Source organism: Myceligenerans pegani, from assembly GCF_014892515.1.
Taxonomy (GTDB): Bacteria; Actinomycetota; Actinomycetes; order Actinomycetales; family Cellulomonadaceae; genus Myceligenerans; species Myceligenerans pegani.
This window is the reverse complement of sequence record NZ_JADBGR010000097.1, coordinates 25244-39277: the sequence shown is the minus strand read 5'-3', so window position 1 is coordinate 39277 and position 14034 is coordinate 25244. Positions and strand designations below refer to the sequence as shown.

The window sequence follows — 14034 nt, the reverse complement described above, 5'->3', positions numbered from 1 at the left end:
GTTCTCCTATGCGGGCTGTTCGTCGAACGAGGAGGCCAGCGCGTCCTCGGTCTCGTTCCAGGCCTCCTTCGCCTGGTCCATCTTCTTGGTCAGGTCGTCGAGCTGGACCTGGAGCTTCTCGCGCTTGACCCACCAGTTGTCGATGAAGTCGTCCATCGCGTTGCGCACGAGCTCGTGGCCCCAGATGTCGCCGCCCTCCCACATCGCCGACATGTTCTTGAACTCGTCGTTGATGTTCTTGAGATCCGTGGCGGCGTCCTCCAGGACCTCCTTGGTGACGATGACATCGGCCATGGCGTCACTTGTTCAGCGCGTTGGCGAGCTCTTCGTCCGTCTTCCGCAGTGCGTCCGCGGCCTGCTTCAGGTACTCGCCGATCCCGTCGAGCCCCTCCATGACCTGCTTGCCGCCCTTGTCGAGCTCCTGGTACGACTCGTCGAACCGCTTGGACGACTTGTCGGTCACGTACCCGTCCTGGACCAGGTTCTGAACCATGTTGCGCAGCTGGTCGAGCTTCGCCTGCATGTCGGACGCCTCCTGCTTCATGCGCTGGGCGGCGTCCTCCATCTCCTGGAAGGTCACCTTGATGTTCGACATGGCAGTGGTCCTTTCGCTGGGAATCCGGTGGAACGGGCCCATCGTCCGGAACCAGTCGAAACGGACACGCAACGGCGCGGGAACGGAAGCTGAACGTTGGCGCACGTCGGGACGACGAATCCGCAGGTCACAGCGGCCTTTCAGCGGGCGGGCGGGACCAGCGGCGCGAGCGGCCGTGTCGCCCACCACGACATGAACGTTGTTAACAAAGGTGGGTAACGACGTTCATGTCGTGGTGGGCGACGCCGGGCGTCAGCAGGTGGGGCGGAAGGGGCGGTCGCGGAAGCGGCGATCGACGAAACTCACCACGCTCGGCGCCGCCGTCACCATGGTCGTGACGTGTTCCCCGAGGTGCCACCGCCAGCGCACGTCGGCTCCCGCGGCGCAGTACTCCTCGCGCAGCGCCACGGCCTGGCCCGGCGGCACGATCTCGTCGAACAGGCCGTGGTAGAGGAACAGCGGTGCGTCCGGCGGGTTCGCCCCGGCGCGGTTCTCGGTGAACCGTGCCTGCCAGGCCTCGGTGTAGCGGGGGTCCTGGTCGGCGTAGACGTCGATGTCCTGCAGGGCGTACGCGAGCGCCGTGTCGACGCACGCGTCCTGCTCCCGCTCGTACAGGCGCCGGCCCCGCTCGTTGAGGTAGCTCCGCAGGTCCAGCTCGGGGTAGGCGGCGTCGTACCCGAAGGCGGCCAGCAGCATGAACCCGAAGCCCACTCCGCCGTTCAGCCGCTCGGACACCGCGGTGAGGTCGGCGGGCACGCCGCCGGCCGCGACGCCGACGACGTCGAGCTCCGGCGCGTGCTCCCGCCACAGCTCGGCGGCCCAGACCGCCGCGCCGCCGCCCTGCGAGTAGCCGACGACGGCGACCTTGCCGCCGGGATCCAGCCCGGCCGCGGGCAGGTTGGTGGCGGCGCGCACCATGTCGAGCACCACGCGGCCCTGCGACCTGCCGACCATGTAGGTGTGCACGCCGGGGGTGCCGAGTCCCTCGTAGTCGGTGATCACCACGGCGTACCCCTGGAGCAGGAATGGCTCGACGAGCGGCCGCTCGTAGTCGAGCCAGCGCGACGGCGCGCAGTCGTCGCCGACGCCCCGCGTCCCCGGGGCCACCGTCACGATCGGGCGCGGGCCCTCGCCGCGCCATGCGCGGTGCGGCACCAGGACACGGCCGGTCACGGGGATGTCCTGGCCGGTGGCGTTGGTGGAGTGGTACATGACCATCCAGGTGCGGGCGCTCAGGCCGGTGGCCTGCTCGCGCGTCCTGATCACCTCGCCGTCCGCGCCGTCGCCGAGGTCCGCGGGCGGGTCGTAGAAGTCGTCGGGCGGGACGGGGAAGATCGTGCCGGACCGGAGGCGGCCGTCGTCGTCGGGCACGGCGGCGGACGTGCGTGGCGCGGGCGCGGGCGACGTGGGGACGCCGGCCTGCGCGACGGCCGGGACGAGCGGGATGGTCAGGGCGGCGACGGCGGTGAGCGCGAGCCCGCGGAGCCGGAGCGTGCGGACAGGGAGACGGGGACGGTTGCACATGGATGCCTCTCCTTCGAGGTCGTCCTCGGATGCTCGGCGCTGAACATCCGGCCCGGGCGGGGGCGCTATTTACTGTAACTACAATAAGTAGCGCCGCCAAGACTCGCCGCGGGACGGCGAGAAGGGGTACGGAGCCTAGCGGGAGAGCGGCTGAGGGCCCGCGACCGCGAGGACGCGTTCCGCCCGGTCCACGAGGGCCGCGGCACCCGCCGCGAGCGGGAGCAGCACCAGGTTGCCGAGCAGCATCGTGCGGAAGAACGGCAGGCCGGCCACGTACGAGGCCAGGAGCCCGTCCGGGCCGGGAGCGTAGAAGGTGCCCCGGGTCTGCAGCCACACGCCGAAGTTGGTCCACAGGAAGAACCAGACCGACCCGCCGATCCCGAGCCCGAACGCCGCACCGAGCCGGCGCCACCCGGTGGTGCGGCGCACGAGCAGCGCCCCGAGCCCGATCACGGCCCACGCCGTCCAGGTGAACAGCAGGATCGACGTGTTGCCGAGCAGCGCGTCGCTCACCGCGGCGGCCGCGAACGGCACGAGCACCGCCGCGCGATGCCGCAGGATCACGGCGGCGAAGAACGTCGCCGCCGTGATCAGCTCCAGGTTCGGCGGAGCGCCCAGGTCCGCGCGCACCAGGCGCCACACCACCGCGAGCGCCACGACCGCGACCGCGACCGCGGGCCGCCACCAGCGGCGCGTGAGGTCCGCGAGCGTCAGGTCGCGCGCGGGTGGCCGGTGGGACCGGTGGGAGTCGGACCGGGCGCCCCGCATCAGAACGTCTCCAGCTTCCAGGTGATCTCCTGGCCGTCCTCGGTCTCAAGCGCGCCGGCGCCCTCCGTGGCCTGCTCGCCGTCGACGTAGAGCGCCCAGAACTCCTTCTCGGCCTCGTCGGCCGTGTAGCCGCAGATGCCGGTCACGAAGGCGGTCTCACCCTCACCGGTGGTCTCGGCGGTCGGGTCGTTCTCCAGGAGCAGGTCGAGGGCGGTCTCGCCGTCCTCACCGGAATAGGTGAAGTCCTCCCGCTCGACGCAGGCCGGCGCGAGCCCACCGGGAGCGGACGACGCGGCGTCGACGGCCTCGTCGGTGTTCTCGCCGCCGGAGCCGCAGGCCGCGAGGACTGCGACGGCGGCCGCCGCGGCGAGCAGCTTCAGGGACGGGATCGTGGTGCGTTGCATGGTCACCGCCTCATCGTAGGAACGCGCGCCGGGAACGCGCATGCCCGTCTCGTGGAACGCGTGCCGGGCCGCGCGTCCGATCGGAGGCCGCCCGTTCCCGCCACGAAGCCGACGGACGCGGCGCGGCCTGCGTCACGGCGTGGCCTCCGTGGGGCGCGACCTCCGTGGGGTGGAGCGCCGGCTCCGCGGGAACGCGGCGCCGGGGTCACACGTCGATGCGCTCGCGGTCCAGCTCGTTCGCGCCGTCGACGATGAACTTCTTGCGCGGGGCGACGTCCGAGCCCATGAGGAGGTCGAACACGCGCTCGGCCGCCTCGGCGTGCTCGGCGGTGACACGACGCAGCGTGCGGTGGCGAGGGCTCATCGTGGTCTCCGCGAGCTGGTCGGCGTCCATCTCGCCGAGGCCCTTGTACCGCTGGATGTCGTCCTTGTACCGCCGGCCGGCCTTGTCGAGCCTGCGCAGCGTGGACTGCAGCTCGGCCTCGGAATAGGTGTAGATGTACTCCGTCTTGCGCCGCCCGCCAGCGGGGAGCTCGATCCGGTGGAGGGGCGGCACCGCCGCGAACACCCGGCCGGCCTCGATGAGGGGCCTCATGTAGCGGTAGAAGAGCGTCAGGAGCAGGGTGCGGATGTGCGCGCCGTCGACGTCGGCGTCGGTCATGAGGACGACCTTGCCGTAGCGGGCCGCCTCGAGGTCGAACGAGCGGCCGGAGCCGGCACCGAGCACCTGGATGATGGCGGCGCACTCGGCGTTGCGCAGCATGTCGCTGATCGACGCCTTCTGGACGTTGAGGATCTTGCCGCGGATCGGCAGCAGCGCCTGGAAGTCGCTCGAGCGGGCGAGCTTGGCGGTGCCGAGGGCCGAGTCGCCCTCCACGATGAACAGCTCGGACTTGCTGACGTCGTCGCTGCGGCAGTCGGCGAGCTTCGCGGGCAGGGAGGAGGTCTCCAGCGCGTTCTTGCGCCGGCTGATCTCCTTCTGCTTGCGCGCGGTGATGCGGGCGCGCATCTCGGCGACGACCTTCTCCAGGAGCAGTGCGGCCTGCGTCTTGTCGTCCCGCCTGGTGGAGGTCAGGTGCGCGTGGATCTCCTGCTCCACCACGCGCGAGACGATCTGCCGGACCGGTCCGGTGCCGAGCACCTCCTTGGTCTGCCCCTCGAACTGCGGTTCCGCGAGGCGGACGGTGACCACGGCGGTGAGGCCCGCCAGCACGTCGTCCTTCTCGATCCGCTCGGCGTTCTCCTTCGTCGAGACCTTCAGCTTGCGTGCGTTCGTCTCGACGGCCTTGCGGATCACCTTGAGCAGGCCCTGGTCGAACCCGGTCTGGTGGGTGCCGCCCTTGGGCGTGGCGATGATGTTGACGAAGGACCGCACCTCGGTCTCGTAGCCGGTGCCCCATCGCAGCGCGACGTCGACCTCGCAGTCCCGCTGGACGGCCTGCGGGGTCATGTGGCCCTTCTCGTCCAGGACCGGCACCGTCTCGGAGAACGTACCCGATCCCTGGAGGCGCCAGATCGCCGTCACGGGCGCGTCCGGGGCGAGATGCTCGACGAAGTCGATCACACCGCCGTCGTGCTTGAAGACCTCCTCGTGCGGGCCGGACTCCCCCGGCGTGCCCGGCAGGCCGCGCTCGTCCCGGATGCGGATCTCCAGGCCCGGCACCAGAAAGCTGGTCTGCCGGGCGCGGGTGACGAGCTCGTCGTAGCTGAAGACGGCCGTCTTGGGGAAGATCTGGCGGTCCGCCCAGTACCGCACGCGGGTGCCCGTCACGCCCCGCTTCACCTTGCCGACGACCGTGAGCTCGGAGTGATCGGTGAACGGCTCGAACGGCACGTCCGGCCCGGCGCCCGACGGCGGGTCCGCGAACACCCCGGGCTCGCCGCGGTGGAACGTCATCCGGTGCGTCTTGCCGGCGCGGTCCACCTCGACGTCCAGCCGCGCCGACAGCGCGTTGACCACCGACGCACCGACGCCGTGCAGGCCCCCCGACGCCGCGTACGAGCCGCCGCCGAACTTCCCGCCCGCGTGCAGCTTCGTGTAGACGACCTCGACGCCCGACAGGCCCGTCTTCGGCTCGACGTCGACCGGGATGCCCCGCCCGTCGTCCGCCACCGTCACCGACGAATCCGCGTGCAGCACGACGTCGATCCGCGTGGCGTGCCCGCCCAGGGCCTCGTCGACGGAGTTGTCGATGATCTCCCACAGGCAGTGCATGAGGCCACGCGAGTCGGTGGTGCCGATGTACATGCCGGGTCGCTTGCGCACCGCCTCCAGGCCCTCCAGGACGGAGAGGTGGCGGGCGGTGTAACTGGATTCCTTCTCAGGACGGGCGGTCGCGGTCACGGGGCACAGCGTAGACGAGGTATCCGACACCCCCGTGCTCGCCACGCAGGACAGACGCGGGTAGAGGCATAGCGGACGGCGGACGGACCGTGTGACGACGATTCATCCGTCAGCGCAATCGGCGCCTCGGGCTACGGAAACTGTGAGGGACACCGCTATGCTCACGGCGAAAGCGGGCCCCTGAGGGGATGGGACCCGACGGACCGATGGTTGGATAGGGGCGTGACGACCATGACCACCGAACAGCTCACCGCCGCCGACCGTTGCGACCGCTGCGGGGCCCAGGCCTACGTGCGAGTCGTCCTGCCCACGGGCGAACTGCTCTTCTGCGGCCACCACGCCCGTGCACACCAGCCCGCCTACGCGGGTGTGGCCACCCACGTCCAGGACGAGACGGACCGTCTGCTCGCCGAGCACGGCCAGAACTGATCACCAGGACCACCCCAAGACCACAAGAACGGCCGGCCCCCGAAAGGGAGCCGGCCGTTCTTCGTCTCTCACGGGTCGTGTCGCCGCGGGTGGACCGCGCCACCGCGGGCCGGTGATCGGTCGCGGACCGGTGATCGGTCGCGGACCGGTGATCGGTCGCGGGCCCGTGATCGGTCCGCCCTTGAATGATCGGCAGAACGAACTGCCGACCATTGACCGGACGACCGATCAGGCCGCCGGTCGGTCACGCGGTGACCGACCGGTCGGGGCCCGGCCGGGCCGGCGGATCAGTCGAGGTAGTCCCGCAGCACCTGGGAACGCGACGGGTGCCGGAGCTTCGACATCGTCTTGGACTCGATCTGGCGGATGCGCTCGCGCGTCACGCCGTAGACCTTGCCGATCTCGTCGAGCGTCTTGGGCTGACCGTCCTGCAGGCCGAACCGCATGGAGACGACGCCGGCCTCGCGCTCGCTGAGCGTGTCGAGCACCTGGTGCAGCTGCTCCTGCAGCAGCGTGAACGACACCGCGTCCGCCGGCACGACGGCCTCGGAGTCCTCGATGAGGTCACCGAACTCGCTGTCGCCGTCCTCGCCGAGCGGGGTCGCCAGGGAGATGGGCTCCCGGCCGTACTTCTGGACCTCGACCACCTTCTCCGGGGTCATGTCCAGTTCCTTGGCCAGTTCCTCCGGCGTGGGCTCGCGACCCAGGTCCTGGAGCATCTGACGCTGCACGCGGGCGAGCTTGTTGATGACCTCGACCATGTGCACCGGGATGCGGATGGTGCGGGCCTGGTCCGCCATGGCGCGGGTGATCGCCTGCCGGATCCACCAGGTGGCGTACGTCGAGAACTTGTAGCCCTTGGTGTAGTCGAACTTCTCGACCGCGCGGATCAGGCCGAGGTTGCCCTCCTGGATCAGGTCCAGGAACAGCATGCCGCGGCCCGTGTAGCGCTTGGCGAGCGAGACCACGAGACGCAGGTTCGCCTCGAGCAGGTGGTTCTTCGCGCGCTTGCCGTCGTGGGCGATCCACTTCAGATCGCGCTCCATCCGGCGCTGGTCCTTGTCGTTCCGGTCGAACTCCGTGCTGGCGAGGCGCTCTTCGGCGAACAGGCCGGCCTCGATCCGCTTCGCGAGCTCGACCTCCTGCTCCGCGTTCAGCAGCGCGACCTTACCGATCTGCTTCAGGTAGTCCTTGACCGGGTCCGCGGTGGCCCCGGCGGTGACGACCTGCTGCGCGGGCTGGTCCTCGTCGTCCGTGTCGGAGACGACGAAGCCGCCGCCCTCGTCGACGGTGTCGACCTTGCGCTTCCTGGTGGTCGGCGCAGGCTCCTCCTCCTCGAGCGGCGGGGTGGAGATGTCCGACAGGTCGTTCTCGACGAGCACCGGAGCGTCCTCCGCCCCCTTGCGGCGGCGCGGAGTCGTCTTGGCCGCGGCCGTCTTCGCGGCCGTGGTCTTCTTCGCGGCCGGCTTCTTGCGCGTCGCGGCCTTCTCGGCCTCCGCCTCGGCCTCGTCCGTGACGGACTCCGACACGGAGGGCTTCGTGGCCGCCGCGGCGGCGGCCGCCGGCTTCGCGGCCGTGGTCTTCTTCGCGGAGGTGGTCTTCCGGGTGGTGGACGACTTCGTCGTACGACGAGTGGTCTTCGCGCCGGCGGCCTTCGTGCCCGACGCCGAGCCCTCGGCGTCGTCCTCCACGCTGGCCTTCGCGGCGACCGCACCGGAGCGGCTCGCGGCGGCGGCCACGGTCGCCGAGGCGGGCAGCCCGACATCGACCCCAGAGCCGGCGAGGGCCCGGAGCACGGCCTTGAGCCGCTTGGCATCGGCCACCTTCGCGGCCTCGCAGGCCGTGCGGAAGTTCTCGGCATCGACTCGGCCGGCGGCCACGCCGGTGCTGAGGAGCTCCTTCAGAGCGGGGTGCTCGAACTCGCGGGGCAGGTCGCGCACGGGGGCGCGATCAAGAGCTGTGTCCTGGGAGTTGACGGGAGTGGGCGCCACAAACCGACCTTTCGGGGTCATCGAGGATCCGGTGGTTCCGCTGCCGGGGCCTGCACTGGACCTCGTCGGGATCGGCAACGAACAAGGGATATTGTACCGTTGGCACCCTTGCACGCCTCAGCCGACGTGGCCAGTCCAGGAATTTCAGGGCTGATATCACAGCCTCACACCTGCGGAGCCCGTTGATGGCGGGCGTTTCCCGGGTTCTCGTTGTCGTTCTTCGGGGATAGAGAGTCAACGAACCGAGCGGCCCGAAGATTCCCGAGCGGGACGGTTCCCGGGCAGGACGTCAGACCTTGACCGCGAGCACCGGGCACGGCGCCTCGATGAGGATGCGCTGAGCACCCGATCCCAGGATGAGCTTGCCCACCGGGCTGCGGCGGCGCAGCCCGATCACCATGAGCTCGGCACCCGTCTCCAGCGCGATCCGGACCAGGTCGTCGGCGAGGTCCCCGGTGCCCGGCTCCAGGCGGACCTCGACGCCGACGGCGCGGAGCCGCTCGGTCAGTTCGCCCGGGTCCCGTCCCGGCTCGCCGGGGCCGGCCACCACGACGAGCGAGGTCCTGCGCTCCTCGGCCTCGGCCACGGCGGCGTCGAGCGCCGCCTGTCCCTCCGCGGTGGCCAGGTTGCCCACGACGATCGTCATGGGCACCGACGCTACCCGAAAACAGGCCCGGGAACTCCGCCGGAACGCTCCCCGGACACGGCCGCGCCCGGTGTGTCCCCGGGCCGGTCGGCCAGGGCCTCCTCCCGCGCCCGCTCGCGCTCGAGTTCCGCGGTCTCCCTGCGCACCCAGCCCGGTGGCAGGCCAGCTTCCAGGGCCGTCGAGACGAGCCTGGCCAGCGAGTAGTCCGCGTCGATCGCGAGCGCGGCGGCGAGCCTGCCCGACGCCACCGCACCGTCGCCACCCCACCAGGCGATGAGGCCGAGCAGGGTGAGCGGCGCCGGCTGCCGGGCGCGCGGCACGTGCGCGACGACCGCCTCCAGGATGTGCACCGCCGGCCCGACCCGCTCGTCGGCGGGCCGGGCCGCGCCGTCCGGGTCGACGATGCGGGCCATGGCCCGCCCGGCAGCGGCGTCCGTCTCGGCGTCCACCCGCCCCTGGGCGGTGCGGAGCACTACGTCGTCGTCCGCCGTTCCCTCGTCGGCGGTGATCCACATGAGCAGTGCGTCGCGGACCCACCGATCGCCCATCGCCGCGGCGAGCCGGCCCAGCACGGCCGGCTCCGGCTCGACGCTCTCGCCCGGTTCCGCGGCGCCCGCGCGCCGTACCGCGACGCGCCACTCCTCGAGCGACCTCGCGGCCCACTCGGCGGTGGTGGCTCGCGCGGTCGCCCACCGGCCGGCGGCCCGCCCCGCCGAGCGCCGCGCCTCGGGTGAGGCACGGGCGATGCGCAGCCGGTCGGCGCGGCTCGGCGCGACCGTACGGCCGGCGAGCACCATGGTGGCGGCGATCCGGCTGTGGACGATGTCGTCGACCGGCCGGCCCTCGGCCGGGCAGCACAAGGTGTCGGTGCAGTCGAGCGCGCGGTAGCCGCCGGGCGTCACCACCCACGACTCCGTTCCCGGCAGTCGTGCCTCGATCCGGGCGGCGGTCGCCTCCATCGCACGCCGGACCCGGGTAGCGGCGTCGACGGCGGCCGGCAGTGCCGTACCGGTGTACCCCACGACGACCACGCGATCCGCCCCGTCCTTGGTCGCGACCCTGGCCAGCGACTCTGCCGCCACCTCGGTGGCCGGGCGCCCGTCGGCGCACCGCCCGTCGAACGCGTCCAGGTCGAGCCGGGCGACCAGCCCGACCAGCTGGCGCGCGCCGCGCACGCTGACCACGACGACGGACTCGGACGGCTGGTAGCCGAGCCGGAAGGGGACGAAGGCGATGAGATCCTGCGGGCCGCGGACCCGCACGGTGGTGGCGTTCGTGTTCATGGCTCCCATCACACGTGTGCCGTCGGCGCGGCGCAGGGCTCCCGGCGGGCCCTTGTCGACGGGCTGCCGGTATCCCCAGATCGGGTCGGTATCGGAGCCGCATGTTCACGCCTCGGCGGTCCGAACGGCTACCGTGTCGGGGTGCCGAGAATTCTCCCGCCGGGCTCCGTGACCCCCTCGGCGAAGCCCGCGAAGAGCGACCGGGGCGGCAGCGACCGCCCGGCCACCACCCGCGCGCACGCCACCGCCCGCGCGCATCCGGTCGCCCGCGTGGCGGCGACCGCCGCGGCCGCCGCACTGCTGTTCTCCGGGTGCGACGCGCGCGAGGCCGTGGGCGACATCGCCGACGAGTTCGGCAACGCACGCCAGGTCAGCGAGGAGCCGGACACGAGCGCGAGCGCCGCGGCGGATCCGGCGGACGCGGACGCCGCCCCGTCCGTGTCCCCGAGCGCGAGCCCGTCGCCGGAGGTGCTGCCGAGCTTCGACGCGAGCAGCGTGGTCGGGGACTTCGCGCCGGGGTTCCCGAAGGGCGTGGTGTCCGTGCCGGACGGCGCGGAGCTGCTGGCGACGTCCGCCGCCCCGGTCGCGGATTCGAAGCCCGCGACCGTGCAGGTGACGCTGAACCTGTCGGCGAAGAGGTCTCCGGCGAAGCTGCTCGGTCAGGTGGGCGCGATCCTGACGAGGAACGGTTTCGAGCGTCTGGAGGCGCCGGCCGAGAGCGGCATGTCGGAGCAGGCCGCGTTCACCCGGACCACGACCGTGAAGGACGCCACGGTCAACGAGTCGTTACTAGTGGGCGTCCTGAAGGACGGTGACCGCTCGCTGCTCACCCTGAGCGGGACCGTGGCCGCCGGGAAGGGCACCTAAGAGGCCGCGCGAGTGGGTAGCGTCGTCGTAGGTGGTGCACCAGTGCGTGCATCGCAAGGCGGAGGAGCGAAGGAAGGGCGGAGCCCTTTCGAGTGACGACAACGCCGCGAGGCGCGTGCTGGGGTGCCCCCTACGACGACGCTACCCACTCGCGCGGCCTCTAAGCTGGCGTCGTGGTACTCATCTCCTCCCCCGTTCCCGCGACGCCCGCCGCGCTCGTCGACGTCGAGCACCTGCGATCCCGCGTGGACGAGGCGCTCACGGCCCACCTGGCGTCCCTGGCCGCGGAGATCGCGGGCGTCAGCGGGGCGGCCGGCGGTGCCGCGACCGCACTGACGGATCAGGCGTCCGTGCTCCTGTCCGGGGGCAAGCGCCTCCGGGCCGCGCTGTGCTGGTGGTCGTTCCGCGCGCACGGGGGTTCGGCGTCGGGCCCCGCCGCCGAGTCGGTCGTCCGCACGGGCGCCGCCCTGGAGCTCTTCCAGGCCGCCGCGCTGCTGCACGACGACGTCATGGACAACTCCGACACCCGGCGCGGCGCCCCGACCGCCCACCGCTCCTTCGCTGGGCGGCACGCCGCCTCGGGCTGGTCAGGCGACTCGGCGCGGTTCGGCGAGGCGGGGGCGATCCTGCTGGGTGATCTGGTCCTGGTCGCGGCGCAGCGGGAACTCACGGCCGCGCTCGCCGGGGTGCCCGGCGTCGCCTGGGAGGTACGTGCCGCGTTCGACCGCATGCAGACCGAGGTCGTGACGGGTCAGTATCTCGACGTGCTCGTGCAGGCCGAGCCGTGGGGGACGGACCCCGCCGCGGACGAGTCCCGGGCGCGGGCCGTCCTGCGGGCCAAGGCGGCCGGGTACTCCGTCGCCTCACCGCTGGAGCTCGGTGCGCTGCTCGCCGGCGCCGGTCGCGAGCGAGCCGCGCTGGTGCACACCGCCGGAGTCCCGCTCGGCGAGGCGTTCCAGCTGCGCGACGACGTGCTGGGCGTGTTCGGGGACCCCGCCGTGACGGGGAAGCCCGCCGGGGACGACCTGCGCGAGGGCAAGCGCACGGTCCTCGTCGCGCGGGCCATGGCCGGGCTGCCGTCCGGGCCCGGGCGCGAGCTGCTGGTCGGTGCTCTCGGCGATCCCGGGTTGTCCGACGACGGCGTCCGGCGCGTGCGCGAGATCATCGTGGAGTCCGGGGCGCTGGACGGCGTCGAACGGCTCGTCACCGAGCTGTACGGGACGGCGACCGAGCGTCTCGACGGGGCCGAGCTGACCGAGCCGGGACGCGAGATGCTGTTCGCGATCGCGCGCGCCCTGGTCGACCGCGAGGCCTGACCGGCAGTACCGCGAGGCCTGACTGTCGGTGGCGCCTGACTGTCGGTGGCGCCTGACTGTCGGTGGCGCCTGACTGTCGGTGGCGCCTGACTGTCGGTGGCGCCTGTCAGTAGAGCGCCTGCGCCACCCGGCGTACCTGGGCGCGCTGGCCCCGGCGCAGCGCCTCGAGCGGGGTCATGCCGAGCGAGTCCTCGTGCTCGTGGAGCCATTCGATGATCTCGGGGTCCTTGAACCCGGCGTCGGTGAGCAGCACGATCGTGCCGCGCAGGGTGGCGATGACCTCGCCGTCCTGCAGGAAGCCGGCGGGCACCTGCCACACGGAACGGTCACCGTGCTTGACGGCGATCACGTGCCGGTCCCGCACGAGCCGGCGAGCCCGTCCGAAGTCGATGCCGAGGGCATCGGCGAGATCGGGCAACGTCAGCCACTCGTCGACGAGGGCGTCCAGATCCGGGCCGTCAGGCGTCGTGGTGCTCACCGGCCGATCCTATCCGGCGGTGCCGCCGTCGTGGAGTCCAGCCGCGGCGTCGTCGCGCGGTCCACGGACAGAACATTCCATACCCGCACGTCACCCTGCACCCGTACACTGTCGGCCCGTGGCTCCCGTGACACAAGACCCCCTGGTCGGGCGGACGGTCGACGACCGGTACCAGGTCACCGCGCGCGTCGCGAGCGGAGGGATGGCTACCGTGTACCGCGCCCACGACACCCTCCTGGACCGCGAGCTCGCCCTCAAGGTGATGCATCCGCACCTCGCCAAGGGCGACCAGGCCGCCGACTTCGTCGCCCGCTTCCAGCGTGAGGCCCGCGCCGCCGCCGGTCTCTCGCACCCGGGCGTCGTGGCGATGTACGACCAGGGGCGCGACGGCGATCTCAGCTACCTGACCATGGAGTACGTGCCGGGCACGAACCTGCGCCACCTCGTCCGCGAGGGGACGCTCACCGTGCGGCGTACGTTCGCGCTCCTCGACCAGGTGCTCTCCGCGCTGACGGCCGCGCACGACCACGGCGTCGTGCACCGCGACATCAAGCCGGAGAACGTCCTGCTGAGCGAGGACGGGAAGAGCGCCAAGGTCGCCGACTTCGGTCTGGCGCGTGCCGTCACCGAGATGACGCAGACGACCACGGGCACCGTGTTCGGCACCGTCGCCTACATGGCCCCGGAGGTCATCTCTACCGGGCGGTGCGACGTCCGGGCCGACGTGTACGCGGTGGGGATCATGGCCTTCGAGATGCTCACCGGCAAGCAGCCGTTCGCCGGGGACACCCCGATCCAGGTCGCGTACGCGCACGTGAACAACGACATCCCGGCGCCGTCCACCGTCGTCGAAGGGCTCGGCGAGGCTGTCGAGCGTCTCGTGCGCACGCTCGCGGCGCGCAACCCCGCCGGCCGCCCGGCCGACGGCCGGGCGGCCCTACGACTGCTCCGTGCCGTCTGGAAGGCGCTGCCCGCGGAGGTGCTCGACGCCACGCCGGGAGACCTGGGCACACCGGACGCGCCGTCACGCCCCACGCCGACCGAACCCACCGTCCCGGCCCGGGTGGAGGCGACGACGGGCATCCCCCAGACGGTGCTGCCCGCCCTCGGGCCGCGCCGGGCGAGCGGTGCGCAGCACGCCGGCGCCGTCCCGATCACCAGGCCACGCCGCCGGGAGCGCGTCGGCCCGCTGATCACCGTCGCGATCCTGCTCCTGCTGCTCCTGATCGGGATCGCCTGGGTGGACGACGGCGGCAAGTTCGACTGGGTGCGGCAAGGACAGAGCCCGTCGCCCACCGCGTCCGCCGACGCCGCGCGGGCGGACGGCGCGAGCACGAACGTTCCGGCTTCACCGTTCACCCGCGCACGAACCACGTAGAGGTCGCGCGG

At 72.1% G+C, this 14034-nt stretch carries 14 protein-coding genes; 4 read left to right on the top strand and 10 right to left on the bottom strand.

Going from position 1 to position 14034, the window contains the following annotated elements; genetic code table 11:
• Positions 1-6: 6 nt before the first annotated feature.
• The 6 genes from IIE03_RS16285 to IIE03_RS16260 form a co-directional block, all read right to left on the bottom strand.
• The gene (locus IIE03_RS16285; RefSeq protein ID WP_192863808.1) at positions 7-294 is read right to left on the bottom strand and encodes a hypothetical protein; all 288 of its coding nucleotides are present in this window, start codon (positions 292-294) and stop codon (positions 7-9) included.
• A 4-nt stretch (positions 295-298) separates the two neighbouring features.
• Complete coding sequence (locus IIE03_RS16280; protein ID WP_192863807.1) at positions 299-595, bottom strand: WXG100 family type VII secretion target; 297 nt, start codon at positions 593-595, stop codon at positions 299-301.
• 252 nt (positions 596-847) lie between these two features.
• Positions 848-2119: a lipase family protein gene (locus IIE03_RS16275; RefSeq protein ID WP_192863806.1), complete on the bottom strand. Its 1272-nt coding sequence runs from the start codon at positions 2117-2119 to the stop codon at positions 848-850.
• Between the two features lie 135 nt (positions 2120-2254).
• Entirely contained in the window at positions 2255-2887 is a 633-nt protein-coding gene (locus IIE03_RS16270) for a DUF6580 family putative transport protein (RefSeq protein ID WP_192863805.1), read from the bottom strand.
• Positions 2887-3291 (bottom strand): DUF4430 domain-containing protein, encoded by a 405-nt coding sequence (locus IIE03_RS16265; RefSeq protein WP_225997888.1) that lies wholly within the window; start codon positions 3289-3291, stop codon positions 2887-2889. The genes IIE03_RS16270 and IIE03_RS16265 overlap by 1 nt, the downstream gene beginning before the upstream one ends.
• A gap of 205 nt (positions 3292-3496) precedes the next feature.
• Positions 3497-5635, bottom strand: a complete 2139-nt coding sequence (locus tag IIE03_RS16260; RefSeq protein WP_192863803.1) for a DNA gyrase/topoisomerase IV subunit B — start codon at positions 5633-5635, stop codon at positions 3497-3499.
• 231 nt (positions 5636-5866) lie between these two features.
• Here IIE03_RS16260 and IIE03_RS16255 point away from each other — a divergent pair, with 231 nt between their 5' ends.
• A complete protein-coding gene (locus IIE03_RS16255; RefSeq protein ID WP_192863856.1) occupies positions 5867-6064 on the top strand; it encodes a DUF7455 domain-containing protein in 198 nt (65 codons plus the stop codon).
• A gap of 287 nt (positions 6065-6351) precedes the next feature.
• Here the strand turns inward: IIE03_RS16255 and IIE03_RS16250 are convergent, their stop codons facing one another.
• The 3 genes from IIE03_RS16250 to IIE03_RS16240 all read right to left on the bottom strand — a co-directional run bounded on the left by IIE03_RS16250 (position 6352) and on the right by IIE03_RS16240 (position 9984).
• Positions 6352-8076 carry an RNA polymerase sigma factor gene (locus tag IIE03_RS16250; RefSeq protein WP_192863802.1) on the bottom strand — a complete coding sequence of 575 codons (1725 nt, stop codon included), beginning with the start codon at positions 8074-8076 and terminating at the stop codon, positions 6352-6354.
• A gap of 268 nt (positions 8077-8344) precedes the next feature.
• Positions 8345-8701 (bottom strand): universal stress protein, encoded by a 357-nt coding sequence (locus IIE03_RS16245; protein ID WP_192863801.1) that lies wholly within the window; start codon positions 8699-8701, stop codon positions 8345-8347.
• An 11-nt stretch (positions 8702-8712) separates the two neighbouring features.
• Positions 8713-9984 (bottom strand): DUF4192 domain-containing protein, encoded by a 1272-nt coding sequence (locus IIE03_RS16240; protein ID WP_192863800.1) that lies wholly within the window; start codon positions 9982-9984, stop codon positions 8713-8715.
• Between the two features lie 141 nt (positions 9985-10125).
• On the opposite strand from IIE03_RS16240, the gene IIE03_RS16235 reads away from it, so the two are divergent.
• Complete coding sequence (locus IIE03_RS16235) at positions 10126-10851, top strand: hypothetical protein (RefSeq protein ID WP_192863799.1); 726 nt, start codon at positions 10126-10128, stop codon at positions 10849-10851.
• A 173-nt stretch (positions 10852-11024) separates the two neighbouring features.
• Positions 11025-12167 carry a polyprenyl synthetase family protein gene (locus IIE03_RS16230; protein ID WP_318843025.1) on the top strand — a complete coding sequence of 381 codons (1143 nt, stop codon included), beginning with the start codon at positions 11025-11027 and terminating at the stop codon, positions 12165-12167.
• Between the two features lie 106 nt (positions 12168-12273).
• On the opposite strand, the gene IIE03_RS16225 is transcribed toward IIE03_RS16230, so the two are convergent.
• Positions 12274-12645 carry an Rv2175c family DNA-binding protein gene (locus IIE03_RS16225; protein ID WP_192863798.1) on the bottom strand — a complete coding sequence of 124 codons (372 nt, stop codon included), beginning with the start codon at positions 12643-12645 and terminating at the stop codon, positions 12274-12276.
• 118 nt (positions 12646-12763) lie between these two features.
• On the opposite strand from IIE03_RS16225, the gene IIE03_RS16220 reads away from it, so the two are divergent.
• A complete protein-coding gene (locus IIE03_RS16220) occupies positions 12764-14023 on the top strand; it encodes a protein kinase domain-containing protein (protein WP_318843024.1) in 1260 nt (419 codons plus the stop codon).
• The last annotated feature ends 11 nt before the right edge of the window (positions 14024-14034 follow it).